A 12,535-nucleotide genomic window follows, 5' to 3' on the forward strand; every position below is an offset into this window, starting at 1 on the left:
CTCCCGAGGCCGTGCCGTGCTCGCCGGGTCCGTTCATCGTGTTCTTCGAGTGGAACAAGTCGGACATCACCCCGGAAGCAGCGTCGATCCTCGACAACGCGATCACCCAGTACCAGAGCTGCGGCAATGCCCGCGTGATGGTTGCAGGCTTCACCGACACGTCGGGTACGCCGAAGTACAACATGGGTCTGTCGCAGCGTCGTGCCGACGCGGTGAAGGCGTACATGACCTCGCACTCGATCCCCGATGGCTCGATCGCCACGGAAGCCTTCGGCGAACAGCGCGACAAGCTGCGCGTTCAGACCGCCGACGGCGTCCGCGAGGTTCAGAACCGTCGCGTCGAGATCACCTACGGTCCGGGCGCTGGCCAGTAAGCCACGCTCAACCAAGGTTGATTGCGAAAAGAGGGAGGTCGGCGAAAGCCGGCCTCCTTTTTTGTTGTCCGGGATGCGAGATGGAAAGTCACACCCCTCCCTTCAGGGAAGGGGCTTGCGTCGGTTCAACGCAATGTCGTCACGGTCCAGGGTCCGCGTCCCTTGTGGGGCAGGCCGTCCGTGCTGGATTCTGGTCTCTTGGCCGTGGGGCGAGGGGCGTGATGTCGTTTGCAGTCAACGGATATTCCGTCAGACGTACTCCGTCACACGCTGACCGCCTTGGCGCGGCGCCCGTCCTCGCCGAAGATGCGCAGATAGCGTTCGATCTCGGCCGGATCGCCGGTCGCCTTGGCGGGGTTGTCGGACAGTTTGACCGCCGGATGCCCGTCCGCGCTGATCACCTTGGCCACCAGCGAGATCGGCTCCAGCCCCGCCGCGCCCGCCGGATCGCAGTCGCGGAAGTCGTTGGTCAGGTTGGTGCCCCAGCCGAAGCTCATCCGCACCCGGCCATGGAAATGGCGATAGGTCGCCTCGATGCTGTCGACATCCATCCCGTCCGAAAAGATCAGCAGCTTGCGGCGCGGATCGCGGTCATGCGCCTGCCACCAGGCGATGATCTGCTCGCCCCCCTCGATCGGCGGCATCGAGTCGGGGCGGAAGCCCGTCCAGTCGGCCAGCCAGTCGGGCGCGTTGCGCAGAAAGGCCGTGGTCCCGAACGCATCGGGCAAGGCGATCAGCAGGTTGCCGTCATAGAGCGCCTGCCACTCCTCCAGCACCCGGTACGGTGCCGCCGCCACGCCCGCATCGTCGGGGGCGAGCGCGGCCATGACCATCGGCAGTTCATGCGCGTTGGTGCCGATCGCCTCCAGATCATTGTCCATCGCCAGCAGCACGTTGGACGAACCGATGAACCGGTCCCCCAGCCCTTCCTTCAGGGCCTCGACGCACCAGCGCTGCCACAGGAACCCGTGCCGCCGCCGCGTACCGAAGTCGGAGAGGACCAGGTCGGGCAGGTCGCGCAGCCGCTCCACCTTGTCCCACAGCTTGGCCTTGGCGCGGGCATAGAGGATGTCGAGTTCGAACCGCCCCTTGCCCTTCAGGGCCGCGCGTGAGCGCAGTTCGTTGACGATGGCCAAGGCGGGGATTTCCCACATCGTCGTCTCGGCCCAGGGACCGTCGAAATGCAGCTCGAACTGCCCGTCCACGGTGCGCAGTTCGTAATCCGGCAGCTGGAAGCGCGCGAGCCAGTCGAGGAACTCGGGCGAGAACATGCGCTGCTTGCCATAGAAGCTGTTGCCAGCCAGCCAGATCAGCTCCTTCTTGCCGAACCGGAGCGAGCGCGCATGGTCGAGTTGCTCGCGCAGTTCGGCTTCGTCGATCACCTCGGCCAGCCGGACATGCTTGCTGCGGTTGATGAGCGAGAAGGTCGCCGTCACGTCCGGGTGGAGACGCCGGATCATCTGCAGCATCAGCAGCTTGTAGAAATCGGTGTCCAGCAGGCTGCGCACGACCGGGTCGAGCCGCCAGCCGTGATTATAGACGCGGGTGGCGATGTCGGTGACGGGCATGGGCGCTCCCCAAAATCATGAGCCAAACTAAGCCGTGGGACCCCGGCGATGCACGATCGTCCGGACAGGGGCAAGCATGGCGCGGCTTGCGTCGGCCGGTCTTTTGGCCACTATGGCGGCCTTCCGGGGAGGATGGGGGGACTATGAGGTTGCGTGGCGTAGGGGCGATCGCTCCGGCTTTGGCGCTGGTGTCGGTCTTGGCGGCGGGCGGTGCCGGGGCCCAGAATGCGGGGAAGCAGGCGGCGAAACAGGCGGGGCGGCCCGCAGCGGGCGAGCGCGGTCCGCAAACGGGGCCGGTCCCCGCCTGGGTCACACGGTCCGAACTGCTGGCGGTGCCCGCCGATGCCGGCGGTCCGATCTTCATGCGCAGGCAGGATGTCGTGGCGCACATCACCGACCAGGGGCAGGCCCAATATATGGGCTATCGCATCAAGGTCCTGCAATCCAACGCACTCCAGATCGGTAATATCGCCATTGCCTGGGACCCGGCGGCGGGGCCGCCGATCGTCCATGCCATCCATGTCATCCGCGACGGCCAGACGATCGACGCGATGAAGGCCGCCGCGTTCGAGGTGCTGCGGCGCGAGGACAAGCTGGAGGAGGCGATGCTCGACGGCACGCTGACCGCCGTGCTGCGCGTGCCCGACCTGCGCGTCGGCGACGAACTGGAGGTCGAATGGACGACCTTTGCCAAGGACCCGACGATGGGCGGCAAGGCATCGGGCCTGCTGGTGCTGGCCGCCAGCCCGGCACCCGGCCGCTATCATCTGGGGCTGAACTGGGATGCCCGGCACAAGCCGCAGCTGAAGATCAGTCCGGACATGACCGCCGCACTGACCAGGCAAGACCAGGGCGTCGATTTCCGCTTCGACAATCCCGCGACGCTGACCCCGCCCAAGGATGCGCCGCCGCGCTATCAGTGGCAGCGTATCGTCGAATATAGCGATTTCGCGGACTGGCCCTCGGTGTCCCGTCACTTCGCCCCGCTTTATACCAAGGCGGCGACCCTCGCTCCCAATTCGCCGCTGCGCCAGGAAGCGGCGCGGATCGCCGCGGCGAGCCCCAAGCCGCTCGACCGGGCGGCGGCCGCGCTGAAGCTCATCCAGCAGGATGTCCGCTACATCTATGTCGGGCTGAACGGCGGCAACCTGACCCCCGCCTCGGCCGACGAGACGTGGCAGCGTCGCTATGGCGACTGCAAGGGCAAGACCGCGCTGCTGCTCGCCCTGCTCCGCGAGCTGGGGATCGAGGCGGAGGCGGTGCTCATCAATTCCAATTCCGCCGATGACGGGTTCGACCAGCGTCTGTCGGGGCCGCAGCTGTTCGACCATGTGCTGGTCCGTGCGCATATCGACGGCGCAACCTATTGGCTGGACGGGACGATGCCCGCCGTCGTGCCGCCCGCCGCGCGGCCGGTGTTTCCGGTGCAATGGGTCTTGCCGCTGACCACGCGCGGCGAGTCGCTGGAAAAGCTGAACCGGCCGCTGGCCAGCGTGCCCGACGAGACGACGCTGTACGACATCGACACGCGGGCCGGGTTCGACAAGCCCGCCAAGATCACCTCCACCACCATCACGCGCGGCGTCGCGGGGCTTCAGCAGCAGGCGCAGTTCTCGGCCGTGACGCCGGGCCAGATGCTCGACGCCTTTCGTCAGCAGCTGACCGGCGAATTCTGGCAGGCGATCGACAGCGTGCAGTGGCGTTACGACCCGAAGGCACAGGCCAGCATCCTGACGATCGCGGGCACCGGCACCGTCGATTGGGACAAGGATGATGATGGCGGCCGCTCCTTCGCGCTGCCGGGCGGCGGCTTCAGCCCGCCCGATCGCCGTGGGCGCAGCGCCGATCAGCCGCAGGACGTGCCCTTCTATTCCAAGCCCGAATATAGCTGCCACGTCACCACCGTCCGTCTGCCCACGGGCACCGACGCGAAGCAATGGTCGTCCAAGCCCAGCTTCGACACGATGATGTTCGGCCGCCATTACCGCCGCGCCTGGGAGATGCGCGACGGCACCATCCGCATGGTCCGGGGCTCGCGCGTCGAACAGCCCGAGATCGATGCCGCCATGGCGGCGCGCGACAATGGCCGGATCGACGCGTTCGACAACAGCATGGCCTGGATCTTCTACGCGCCGAAGGGGACGAAACCCGGCGTCGGCCAGGGCGAGGCGGTGCCCGCCAGCTACGACCATGACTGGATCGCCGATCCCGCGCCATGCATGCCGACCGCCAAGGGGGTGTGAGACGATCCTGCCCTGCAGGGATTTCCCTGCGAATGTCAGGCCGTTGCGCAAGAACATGCACCATCCCGGCCTTCGCCGGGATGGTGGGGGAGTTTCGTCGGGGGAATCCTGCGACAGGAGGAAACGGCCAACCTTGTTGATTTCACGCCCTTTCTGCGCTTTCCCTTGATCGTCGCAGCGGGGGGAGAGCAGGGCGGTGCATCCGGCGGAAGGTTTCGAGCTGATCATCGCCATGTTTCTGGCGGTGGTCGCGCTGCATTATCTGGCGCATCGGCTGTCGCTGCCGCCCGCTGCCGCGCTGATCGTCGGGGGCGGGGCGATCGCCTTCATGCCCGGCCTGCCCGGCATCACCATCGATCCCGAACTGGTGCTGGTCCTCTTCCTGCCGCCGCTGTTGATGGACGGTGCCTGGTTCACCGCGATCGCACCGTTTCGACGGCACATGGTCGGCACCTTGTCGCTGGCGGTCGGCGCGGTGTTCTTCACCACCGCGATCGTCGCGGTCGTGACCAAGCTGTTGCTCCCCGCGCTGCCCTGGGCCGCCTGTGTCGCGCTGGGCGCGATCCTGTCGCCGCCCGATGCGGTGTCGGCGCGCGCGGTGTTGCAGCGGGTGCGCCTGCCGCGACGGCTGTCGACGCTGCTGGAGGGCGAGAGCCTGCTCAACGATGCCGCCGGGCTGGTGCTGTTCCGCTTCGCCGTCGCCGCCGTCCTGACCGGCGGATTCAGCCTGGGCGCGGCGGTGGGCAGCTTCTTCCTGCTGGTGCTGGGCGGGATCGCGGTCGGTGCGGCGATCGGCGCGGCCTGGGTCCTGCTGCTCCGGCGGCTGGGCGACGATACGCTGATGATCGCGCTGACGCTGCTGGTCTGCTGGAGCGCCTATATCGCGGGCGAGCTGCTCCATGTCTCGGGCGTGATCGCGGTGGTCACGGCGGGGCTGACCTGTGGCTGGTACCAGCATGTCGTGTTCAGCGCGAGCGTGCGCATCCGGGCGCTGGCCTTTTGGCAGGTGCTGGTCTTCCTGCTCGAAGCGGCGGTGTTCACCCTGATCGGCTTGTCGCTGCGTGGCCTGTCGGAGCGGGTCGGCGACCCGGCGGCGGTGGTCGACACCATGGGCCTGCCGGTGCTGGTCATCGTGGCGGCGGTGATCGTTGCGCGGTTCGTGTGGATTTTCGGGGTCGATGCGATCGTGGCGGGCCTGCATCGGCTTGGCTGGCGGATCGCACGGCCGCTCGGCGGGCGGGCCGCGCTGGTGATGAGCTGGGCGGGCATGCGCGGCGTGGTGACGCTGGCGGTCGCGCTGTCGCTGCCCGAAAAGATGCCCGCGCGCGACCTGATGCTGGTCACGGCCTTTGTCGCCATCCTCGTTACCGTGCTGTTGCAAGGCACGTCGCTGGGCTGGGTGATCCGGCGCGCCGCCCCGCGCGAGGACCCCGCCTCGCATCCCCCGCTCAACCTTCATGCGGCGGAGGCGGCGATGTTCCGTGCCCAGTTGGTCGCCGTGGAGCGCGAGGCGCATGACGATGCCGGGCAACTGATCCACCCGCAATTGCTGCGCCGTTATCAGGCCCGCGCGACGGCCGGGCAGAATTTCGAGGGCAGTGCCGAGGAACTCAGCGCGGCGATCACGAGCCATTTCGACGTCATCATCGCCGCCGTCACGGCGGGCCGCGCCGAACTGGTCCGTCTGCACCGCGCGGGCGAGATCGACGACGAGACGCTGCACGATCTGGAACATGACCTGGACCTGGAGGAACTGGCCGCCACCGCCGCCAAGGGGTGAGGCCGGATCGCCGCCATGCCCTTCCGCGTTATGCAGGACAGACCATGGGGAGACTTATGATGGCCGACCATATCCTGATCTTCTACGGCTCCTACCGATCCGATCGGCAGGGCATCAGGCTGGCCGACTATCTGGTCCGGTCGTTCCGCGAACGCGGTGCCGAGCCCGAGTTGATCGATGCCAAGGCGATCGGGCTGCCCATGCTGGACCGGATGTACAAGGAATATCCCGCCGGTGAGGCGCCCGAGGCGATGGAGACGCTCGCCGCCAAAATCCGCGCCGCCGATGCCTTCGTCTTCGTGACCGGCGAATATAATTGGGGGCAGCAACCGGGGCTGAAGAACCTGACCGATCATTTCCTGGAGGAATGGTATTGGCGTCCCGCCGCCATCGCCAGCTATTCGGCCGGACGGCTGGCGGGCGCGCATGCCAGCGTCGCCTGGCACGGGACGCTGGGCGAAATGGGTATGGTCGTGGTGTCCAGTACGCTGACCGTCGGTGGCATCGGCCAGACGCTGGACGCTCAGGGACAGCCAACCGGCGATGGCGGGGCCGCGCTTTCGCGCAGCTTCCCGCGCTTTGCCGACGATCTCGCCTGGTGGACCCAGGCCGCACGGGAACAGCGGGCGAAGGTCGCCCCGCCTTATTGAACGCCTTCTTAGACGACGGTGCCGGTCAGCGTCCCGATCAGCGCGGTCACGCCCATCGCCAGCGCGCCCAGCAGCACGACGCGCGCCATGCCGCGTCCGACCGGCGCACCGCCCGCCTTCGCGCCGAGCGCGCCCAGCACCGCCAGCAGGACCAGCGCCGTCGCGGGTGTCAGATAGAGAACCCAGGCCCGGGGCGACAGCGCGGCGGCCAGCACGGGCAGGATGGCGCCCGCGCTGAAGGCCCCTGCCGAAAACAGCGCCGCCTGGAGCGGGTCGGAGCCACCGTCATCGGCCAGTCCGAGCTCGTCCCTGCGGTGCGCGCCCAGCGCGTCATGCGCCATCATCTGCTCGGCCACCTGTCGGGCCAGCCCTGCCTCCACGCCGCGCTGTTCGTAGATCGCGGCCAGTTCCCGCATCTCGGCCAGCGGCGCCCGGACCAGTTCCGCCGCCTCGCGCGCCAGGTCGGCCTCCTCGGTATCGGCCTGCGAACTGACCGAGACATATTCCCCCGCCGCCATCGACAGCGCGCCGCCGACCAACGCCGCGATTCCCGCCACCAGCACGGCACCCGCCGTGGCACCGGGCGCGGCCGCGACGCCGACGATCAGGCTGGAGACCGAGATGATGCCGTCATTGGCCCCCAGCACGGCGGCGCGCAGCCAGCCCGTGCGATGGACCAGATGCTGCTCGCCCATGGCGTGGATGGTGGTCTGGCTCATAGGATGTCCTCAGGCATGCCGGACGCACACGATCCGGGGCGGCGTGGCTGGCCCGTGCGGGCGGTCGAAGGAATGTTGGAAGGTGGCACGCAATATGGCGGAGACGGAGGGATTCGAACCCTCGGTACGGTTTCCCGTACGACGCTTTAGCAAAGCGTTGGTTTCAGCCACTCACCCACGTCTCCGGCTGCGGCGAGGTGCGGCTATAGCGGGGCCGGTGGAGGCAATCAACCGGGTCCGGGCGGGATTTTATCAGGAAAATCGACTAATCCCCATTTCGTCATTCATTGCGCCGCAAGCTGCGGGCTGGTTAACGTGGCCTATCGGTTCGCCGGGGGAGTTGAGAATTCATGCGTATCGTCTGTCTGGGCCTGTCATGGCGTTTGTCGTTGCTGGCTGGCCTGGCCCTGGTCGCCACCGCGCCGGTCGCGGCACAGGTCCGTACGATCGACCCCAATCAGGGCATCGACAGCGACCTCGGCACCCAGCCTTCGCGCCCCGCGCCCCAACAGAGCGCGCCGCCGCAGGACTATAATCCACCGGTCCAGTCGGCCCCGCCCGTTCAGCAACCGCCGGTCACGACCACGCCGGGCACTCCCGATTCGCGCGCGGCCCAGACGACGCAGGCCGCCGATACGTTTGAGCGGGACGATCTGCTGGCGGCGGGTGAGGGCGTGTTCGGCCAAGGTGCCGAGGGGCTGGCGGGCATCATCGAGCGAATCCTGCGCGAACAGGGGCGGCCCAACGCCTATATCGCCGGGCGCGAGGCTTCGGGCGCGTTCGTCGTCGGCCTGCGCTATGGCTCGGGCGTGATGACCCACAAGGTCGAGGGGCAGATGCCGGTCTATTGGACCGGGCCGTCGCTGGGCTTCGATATCGGCGGCGACGCGAACAAGGTGTTCGTGCTGGTCTACAATCTCTACGACACCGAGGAGCTGTTCCACCGCTTTCCGGCGGCCGAGGGGCGGCTGTATTTCGTCGGCGGGTTCGCCGCGACCTATTTGCGGCGCGGCAATGTCGTGCTGATTCCAGTGCGGCTGGGCGTCGGTTGGCGCGCGGGTGTGAACGTCGGGTATATGAACTTCACGCACAAGGCGCGCTGGTTGCCGTTCTGATCTTTTGGGGGTGAGGGTTTCCCTTGGCCTTCGACTGCGCTCAGGCTGAACGGGGGGTAGGATGATTTTCCCACAACCGTTCGGGCTGAGCGAAGGCGAAGCCCACGCTTTGCCCTATCCGCGCACCAGCAACCGATAAGGCTCACTCACGGCGATCACCGGCACGTCCCAGGGATGCGCGGCGAGCAGGGCGTCCGCGAGCGCGGAGATATTCGCCTCGGCGTCGTAGATCGCGGTCAGGATGACGGTCGGCGACCAACTCGCCTGTCCGACCGCCCCCAGCGTCGGCACCGCGCCTTCACCCGGCCGGAACCCCTCATAACCGATCGCCAGCTCGACCACTTCACGATACCGCCCGAAATCCCCGAGCGGCGACGTACGCAGGATGGCCAGCAGCGTCGCGGCGGTGGGGTCGTCTTCCACCGCTATCGCCTCTCCCGCCATCAGCGCCGCGAACGTGGCGGGTGCGACCGGGCAATAGACCCGGATGTCCCGCACCCACCGGCTCTCGCTCATCCGAAGTCGACCGCCTCGAAGCGGATCGGCTGGCCGGTCGGCGCATCGGCGAGCTGGTCTTCCCACATCGCCACCTTGCCGCGCACGATGGTGCCGATCGGCTTGCCGGTTAGCTCCATGCCGGTGAAGGGCGACCAGCCGCACTTGGACTGGAGCCACTGATCCTCGATCGTCCAGCGCTTCTTCAGGTCGACGATGGTGAAGTCGGCGTCATAGCCCGCCGCGATCCGCCCCTTGCCGACGATGCCGAAGATGCGCTGCGCGCCCGCGCTGGTCAGCTCGATCACCCGCTGGAGCGACAGGCGGCCATTCGCCGCATGGTCGAGCAGCAGCGGCAGCAAGGTCTGCACGCCCGGCATCCCGCTGGGGCTGCCCGGATAGGGCTTGGCCTTTTCCTCCAGCGTGTGCGGCGCATGGTCCGAGCCGATCACGTCGGGCACGCCCTGGTTCAGCCAGTGCCACAGGCCGTCGCGATGCGCGCCCGACCGGATGGGCGGGTTCATCTGCGCCAGCGTGCCGAGGCGCGGATAGGCTTCCTCGCCCGCCAGCGTCAGATGCTGCGGCGTGACCTCGCAGGTCGCGATGTCCTTGTGCTGCGCGATATATTCCAGCTCGGCAGGCGTGGTGACGTGCAGGATATGGATGCGGCGCTTCGCCTCGCGTGCCAGGCGCAGGATGCGACGGGTGGCGAGCAGCGCGCTCTCGTCGTCGCGCCAGACCGGGTGCGACGAGGGATCGCCCTCGATCCGCTCGTCGGCGCGGGCGTTCATCCGGTCTTCGTCTTCGGCATGGATCGCGACGCGGCGATGGCCCGAGGCAAGCACCTCGGCCAATCGTGCATCCTCGGACACCAGCAGGTCGCCGGTCGAGGCGCCCATGAAGATCTTTACGCCCGCCGTGCCCGGCATCCGCTCCAGCTCGGCCAGGTCGCGCGCATTGTGGTTGGTCGCGCCGACATAGAAGGCATGGTCGCAGAACATGGTCTTCGCGCGGGTCAGCTTGTCGGTGATCGCCTCGGCCGAATCGGTGTTCGGCTTGGTGTTGGGCATTTCGAAGACGGCGGTCACGCCGCCCATCACCGCGGCGCGGCTGCCGGAGGCCAGGTCTTCCTTGTGCATCAGGCCGGGCTCGCGGAAATGCACCTGGCTGTCGATCACGCCGGGCAGGATGTCGAGGCCGGTGCAGTCGATCACCCGACCCGCATCGCCACGCGCGCCGATTTCCACGATCCGGCCGTCGCGCACGCCGACATCGGCGCGGACGGGGCCGCCGGGGGTGTGGACGGTGCCGCCGGAGAGAAGCAGGTCGAAGGTCATGGCAAACGGGCCTTTCGCATAGGGTCACGCCCTCCTACCTTGCGGTCATGACCGATGCCACCCCAACAGCCATTCCTGCGACGACCGCCGCGACGACCCTGGCCGATCGCCGCCTGATCCGTATCGCGGGTGAGGATGTGCGCGGTTTCCTGCAAGGGCTGGTGACGCAGGATGTCGTGGGCCTGACGCCGGACGCCCCGCGCTGGGCCGCGCTGTTGACGCCGCAAGGCAAGGCGCTGTTCGACTTTCTCCTATGGGCCGAGGGCGAGGCGGTGCTGATCGATGCGGAGTCGTCGCAGGCCGAGGCGCTGGCAAGGCGGCTGGGCATGTACCGCCTGCGCCGCGCGATCACGATCGCGCCGGTCGAGGGATTGGCCGTCCATTGGAGCCGTGACGCGCAAGGCCATCCGCATGATCCGCGCCTGTCCGAGCTGGGCCATCGCTGGCTGGCCCCGGCGGGTGAAGCGGCAAGCGGCTGGACCGCGCACCGGCTGTCGCTGGGCGTGACCGAGGGTGTCGGCGAGCTGGGCTCGGGCGAGACGCTGTGGCTGGAGTGCAATGCCCGCGAACTGAACGGCGTCAGCTTCACCAAGGGCTGTTATGTCGGGCAGGAAAACACGGCGCGGATGCACCACCGCTCGAAAGTCAATCGGCGGCTGGTCGTAGCGCCCTTGGGCGAGGCGGGCGACCGGACCCGCGCGACCTATCCGGAACTGGGGCTGATGGTCGAGCACCGCCGCGTCGAGGCGTTGGGCGACGCGATCCGTCCCGAATGGCTGGCGGCGGCGTTGCAGGCCGATCAGGACTGACCGGCCCCCCCTCGACTACCGCGACACCGTCTACCTCGACAGGGCCTGGGTGATCTGCGCGGCGGGCGCGGCCAGAACATGGCTGACCTGCATCGCGACGGTCGCGGCGGCGACTAGTCCGAAAAGGCCGAGCGCACCGAACTGCATCGCCTGCGATATCGAGCGGCTGCGCTCCATCCGGCGGGCGGCGTCGATCTCCCCCGCCATGGACTGGCGCAGCGTGGCACGATCCTCGCTGCGACGCGTGCCGGTCGGCCGGGCTTCCAGGCGGGGCTCGCTGACCAGCGCATCGGCGCTGATGACGTCCTGCGTACGGACGCCCGAGAATCGGTCGCGACGCCAGACGACCCGGCCGATCACCACCTGCCGACCACGTCGCAGGTCGAGATATTCGCCCGGCGCGAGCGGATCGTCACAGGCGATCATCATGCCCCGTGACGAGATATTGTGGATGCACGCATCACCCCAGCCGCGGACGGACTTGATCCGACAGGGAATCAGAACCTGTCGGCGCGCTTCGCGATTTTTATAGCCCGGTCCGGACCGCCCCATGGCAGTTTCCCTGCTCCAAATTCGATCAATTCATTCTCTTTAGCGGATAGAGGGAAAGAAAGGATGAATCGGTTTTCACTAATGTATGTTGTGCCGGTGGTGACGGCACAGGCCGATGTCTTGGCCGTCGCAGGTCCTCTGTTAGTAGGAATGGTAAAGGCATGACGTGCCCGAGCTTTTCGGATAGTTTCGGATCAAGGAAACCGAGGAGAGGTCATGCCGAAGATCGGTCTTGCGCTGGCCCTGTTGTGCGCGTCGTCATCCGCTCTGGCCGCAACCCCCCAGACCTATAGCTGGGGCAGGCCTGGCGCTTCGCGGGAGGCTTTCGACGGCGGCAGTCGTGCCTGCATGTTGCAAGCGGCCCGGCGCGACGTGGCCGGGGACGCGGCAACGAAACGCTATGTGCGCGGTGCCGCCGTGATGGATCGCGAGGTGAACGTCCCACCGATGGTCCCGACCGACGACGCGTTCGCTATCAGCACGCGCCAGGTGCTGGTACGGCGTGCCTATGCGCCCGACCGGCAGGTCGATGCCCTGCAGTCGCAACTGCAGTCCGAGGTCGACCAGTGCCTAGTCCGGTCGGGTTATGTCCGCTTCGCCCTGACCCGCGAACAGGCGCGCACGCTGCGCCGCTACCGATCCGGCTCGGAGCAGCGCAAAGCCTATCTCTATACGCTGGGCAGCGACGCCCGGATCGTCGAGGCCCAGAAGATGCGCGACTGATCCCGACCGTTCCAGCGGTGGAGGATTACCATGACACGGCTTCGTCCTTCATGATAACCCTATGATCGAACAGGCAAACATGCCTGGCGAATACGGGAGAGCATCATGCGGGACGCCGATCGTCGGACCATCATCGCGGGGCTGGGGGCCGGGCTGGCCCTGGCGGCAGG

Annotated in this window: 12 protein-coding genes and 1 tRNA gene; 7 read left to right on the top strand and 6 right to left on the bottom strand. The window is 67.5% G+C overall.

The window, feature by feature from the left end; all coding sequences use genetic code 11:
• A partial coding sequence (locus NS355_RS11135; RefSeq protein WP_153008194.1) for an OmpA family protein occupies positions 1 to 374 on the top strand: 374 nt, incomplete at its 5' end.
• 263 nt (positions 375 to 637) lie between these two features.
• Here NS355_RS11135 and pncB read toward each other — a convergent pair.
• On the bottom strand, positions 638 to 1,942 hold the full coding sequence (gene pncB, locus NS355_RS11140) for a nicotinate phosphoribosyltransferase (RefSeq protein ID WP_058745788.1): 1,305 nt from the start codon (positions 1,940 to 1,942) through the stop codon (positions 638 to 640).
• A 143-nt stretch (positions 1,943 to 2,085) separates the two neighbouring features.
• On the opposite strand from pncB, the gene NS355_RS11145 reads away from it, so the two are divergent.
• From NS355_RS11145 to NS355_RS11155, 3 genes are all read left to right on the top strand, one after another.
• Entirely contained in the window at positions 2,086 to 4,185 is a 2,100-nt protein-coding gene (locus NS355_RS11145; RefSeq protein ID WP_244489656.1) for a DUF3857 domain-containing protein, read from the top strand.
• A gap of 196 nt (positions 4,186 to 4,381) precedes the next feature.
• Positions 4,382 to 5,965 (top strand): Na+/H+ antiporter, encoded by a 1,584-nt coding sequence (locus NS355_RS11150; RefSeq protein ID WP_058745789.1) that lies wholly within the window; start codon positions 4,382 to 4,384, stop codon positions 5,963 to 5,965.
• 59 nt (positions 5,966 to 6,024) lie between these two features.
• Positions 6,025 to 6,615 (top strand): NADPH-dependent FMN reductase, encoded by a 591-nt coding sequence (locus NS355_RS11155; protein WP_058745797.1) that lies wholly within the window; start codon positions 6,025 to 6,027, stop codon positions 6,613 to 6,615.
• An 8-nt stretch (positions 6,616 to 6,623) separates the two neighbouring features.
• On the opposite strand, the gene NS355_RS11160 is transcribed toward NS355_RS11155, so the two are convergent.
• Both NS355_RS11160 and NS355_RS11165 read right to left on the bottom strand, forming a co-directional pair.
• Positions 6,624 to 7,334, bottom strand: a complete 711-nt coding sequence (locus tag NS355_RS11160; protein WP_058745790.1) for a VIT1/CCC1 transporter family protein — start codon at positions 7,332 to 7,334, stop codon at positions 6,624 to 6,626.
• Between the two features lie 95 nt (positions 7,335 to 7,429).
• Positions 7,430 to 7,519 (bottom strand) — tRNA-Ser (locus tag NS355_RS11165).
• A 165-nt stretch (positions 7,520 to 7,684) separates the two neighbouring features.
• Between NS355_RS11165 and NS355_RS11170 the strand changes: the two genes are divergently transcribed.
• Positions 7,685 to 8,449, top strand: a complete 765-nt coding sequence (locus NS355_RS11170; protein ID WP_058745791.1) for a DUF1134 domain-containing protein — start codon at positions 7,685 to 7,687, stop codon at positions 8,447 to 8,449.
• 114 nt (positions 8,450 to 8,563) lie between these two features.
• Here NS355_RS11170 and NS355_RS11175 read toward each other — a convergent pair whose 3' ends face one another.
• Positions 8,564 to 8,965 carry a hypothetical protein gene (locus NS355_RS11175; protein WP_058745792.1) on the bottom strand — a complete coding sequence of 134 codons (402 nt, stop codon included), beginning with the start codon at positions 8,963 to 8,965 and terminating at the stop codon, positions 8,564 to 8,566.
• Positions 8,962 to 10,281, bottom strand: coding sequence for a dihydroorotase (locus NS355_RS11180; protein ID WP_058745793.1), 1,320 nt, complete (start codon positions 10,279 to 10,281; stop codon positions 8,962 to 8,964). Before NS355_RS11180 ends, NS355_RS11175 begins: the two co-directional genes overlap by 4 nt.
• Positions 10,282 to 10,328: 47 nt before the next feature.
• Here NS355_RS11180 and NS355_RS11185 point away from each other — a divergent pair, with 47 nt between their 5' ends.
• On the top strand, positions 10,329 to 11,090 hold the full coding sequence (locus NS355_RS11185) for a YgfZ/GcvT domain-containing protein (RefSeq protein WP_058745794.1): 762 nt from the start codon (positions 10,329 to 10,331) through the stop codon (positions 11,088 to 11,090).
• Between the two features lie 30 nt (positions 11,091 to 11,120).
• On the opposite strand, the gene NS355_RS11190 is transcribed toward NS355_RS11185, so the two are convergent.
• Positions 11,121 to 11,642: a PilZ domain-containing protein gene (locus NS355_RS11190; protein ID WP_058745795.1), complete on the bottom strand. Its 522-nt coding sequence runs from the start codon at positions 11,640 to 11,642 to the stop codon at positions 11,121 to 11,123.
• 216 nt (positions 11,643 to 11,858) lie between these two features.
• Between NS355_RS11190 and NS355_RS11195 the strand changes: the two genes are divergently transcribed.
• Positions 11,859 to 12,365 (top strand): hypothetical protein, encoded by a 507-nt coding sequence (locus NS355_RS11195; RefSeq protein WP_153008195.1) that lies wholly within the window; start codon positions 11,859 to 11,861, stop codon positions 12,363 to 12,365.
• The last annotated feature ends 170 nt before the right edge of the window (positions 12,366 to 12,535 follow it).

The sequence above is a fragment of the Sphingomonas yabuuchiae genome (genome assembly GCF_001477495.1).
Taxonomy (GTDB): domain Bacteria; phylum Pseudomonadota; class Alphaproteobacteria; order Sphingomonadales; family Sphingomonadaceae; genus Sphingomonas; species Sphingomonas yabuuchiae_A.

Excerpts from the sequence above, each read along its gene's own strand:
- pncB (WP_058745788.1), bottom strand. The coding sequence starts at position 1,942 with ATGCCCGTCACCGACATCGCCACCCGCGTCTATAATCACGGCTGGCGG.
- NS355_RS11145 (WP_244489656.1), top strand. The coding sequence starts at position 2,086 with ATGAGGTTGCGTGGCGTAGGGGCGATCGCTCCGGCTTTGGCGCTGGTG.
- NS355_RS11155 (WP_058745797.1), top strand. The coding sequence starts at position 6,025 with ATGGCCGACCATATCCTGATCTTCTACGGCTCCTACCGATCCGATCGG.
- NS355_RS11160 (WP_058745790.1), bottom strand. The coding sequence starts at position 7,334 with ATGAGCCAGACCACCATCCACGCCATGGGCGAGCAGCATCTGGTCCAT.
- NS355_RS11170 (WP_058745791.1), top strand. The coding sequence starts at position 7,685 with ATGCGTATCGTCTGTCTGGGCCTGTCATGGCGTTTGTCGTTGCTGGCT.
- NS355_RS11175 (WP_058745792.1), bottom strand. The coding sequence starts at position 8,965 with ATGAGCGAGAGCCGGTGGGTGCGGGACATCCGGGTCTATTGCCCGGTC.
- NS355_RS11180 (WP_058745793.1), bottom strand. The coding sequence starts at position 10,281 with ATGACCTTCGACCTGCTTCTCTCCGGCGGCACCGTCCACACCCCCGGC.
- NS355_RS11185 (WP_058745794.1), top strand. The coding sequence starts at position 10,329 with ATGACCGATGCCACCCCAACAGCCATTCCTGCGACGACCGCCGCGACG.
- NS355_RS11190 (WP_058745795.1), bottom strand. The coding sequence starts at position 11,642 with ATGGGGCGGTCCGGACCGGGCTATAAAAATCGCGAAGCGCGCCGACAG.
- NS355_RS11195 (WP_153008195.1), top strand. The coding sequence starts at position 11,859 with ATGCCGAAGATCGGTCTTGCGCTGGCCCTGTTGTGCGCGTCGTCATCC.